This is a genomic window from Streptomyces hygroscopicus (genome assembly GCF_026168105.1).
Lineage (GTDB): Bacteria > Actinomycetota > Actinomycetes > Streptomycetales > Streptomycetaceae > Streptomyces > Streptomyces hygroscopicus_D.
On record NZ_LBMW01000144.1, the window covers coordinates 1 to 1,637 of the forward strand.

Consider the following 1,637-nt stretch of genomic DNA (forward strand, 5'->3'; position numbering starts at 1 on the left):
ACCCGACGCCGCTCGGCCCCGTCCAGCACCTCAACCGCGCCCAACGGCGCCCATGGGTCAGCGACCAACTGCTCCAACACCCGCACAAAGCGCTCAGCAAGCCGCTCAACCGAATCAGTCTCGAACAAATCCGCCGCCGCGACCACGGAGCCACGCAGCCCAGCCGGCTTGCCGTCAGCATCGAACTGCTCACCGAAGCCCACCTCCAGGTCGAACTTGGCGGCCCCCGGACCCGACGCAACCCCGGATATGACCAGTTCCGGCAGCTCCAGCGATGCCTCAGCGGTGTTCTGCAGCGTCAGCATGACCTGGAACAGCGGATGCCGGGCCATCGATCGGCTCGGCGCCAGCTCCTCCACCAGTCTCTCGAACGGAACGTCCTGGTGCTCGAACGCCTCCAGGCTCGTCTCCTGCACCTGAGCCAGCACCTCACGGAAGGTCGGATCCCCCGACAGGTCAGTGCGCAGGACCAGCGTGCTGACGAAAAAGCCGACCAAATTGTCCAGTGCCTCGTCCATGCGGCCGACCACAGGCGTGCCGATCGGGATGTCGGTACCCGCACCAAGACGCGAGAGCAACACCGCCAGGGCTGCTTGCAGCACCGTGAAGACGGTCACACCCTCAGCCCGCGCCACCTCCACCAGCCGTGCGTGCACCTCTGCAGGAATCTCGACCAAGACTCGGTGGCCCCGATAACTCGCCACCGTCGGACGCGCGTGGTCGAACGGCAGCGCCAACTCCTCCGGAGCTCCGGCCAGCCTCTTCCGCCAGTAATCGAGCTGCTGGGACAGGACACTCTCGGGGTCGTCCTCGCTGCCGAGCAGCTCCCGCTGCCAGAGCGTGTAGTCCGCGTACTGCACCGGCAGCGGCTCCCACTCCGGAGTCCGCCCCGCGCACCGCGCCGCATAGGCGACCGAGACGTCTCGCGCCAGAAGCCCGGTCGACCAGCCGTCACTCGCAATGTGATGGATAGTCACTGCGAGGACGTGCTCCTGCGGGCCGAGCTCGAGAAGCCGACACCGGAACGGCGCCTCCCTGGCCAGTTCGAAGGCGTGGCCGCACTCCTCGGCGACCGCAGCGTCGATGTCGGCCGGAGCAACCTGGGCCACCTCCAGGTCCCAGCCGAGTTCGTCGAGCTTCAGGACGCGCTGGTACGGCTCACCGTTGGCTGTCGGGAAGACTGTGCGCAGCGTCTCATGCCGACCGACCACGTCCTGCAGCGCCGCTTTCAGCGCCGCACGGTTCAACTCGCCCGACAACCGCTGCACTACCGGGATGTTGTAAGTGGCACTCGGCCCCTCCAACTGCCCGATGAGCCACAACCGACGCTGCGCGAATGACAACGGAATCATCAGGACTCCTCCTGGGAACGCATCGGCCGCAGCCTCGGCCTAGCTGATTTCTGGCTTCCAAGCTGCTGCGCGAGGCCTGCAACCGTCGGTGCCTTGAAGAGCACGCGCAGCGGTACTTCCACACCGAGCACAGTTCTGATCCGGCTGGTCAGCCGGACCGCGAGCACCGAGTGTCCGCCGAGGTCGAAGAAGTCGTCGTCGACGCCGACGGTGTCCAGACCCAGTACGTGCGCGAAGGCTTCGCAGAGGAGCTCTTCCTGGTGGCTGGCCGGGGCTCGGCCGGTG

The 1,637-nt window shown here is 66.8% G+C and carries 2 protein-coding genes; both read right to left on the reverse strand.

Annotated elements, in window-relative coordinates:
* A partial coding sequence (locus AAW14_RS39275) for a condensation domain-containing protein (RefSeq protein ID WP_265569251.1) occupies positions 1 to 1,352 on the reverse strand: 1,352 nt, incomplete at its 3' end.
* Positions 1,352 to 1,637: phosphopantetheine-binding protein (locus tag AAW14_RS39280; protein WP_265569253.1), on the reverse strand; the 286-nt coding region annotated here is incomplete at its 5' end. The genes AAW14_RS39275 and AAW14_RS39280, both read right to left, overlap by 1 nt.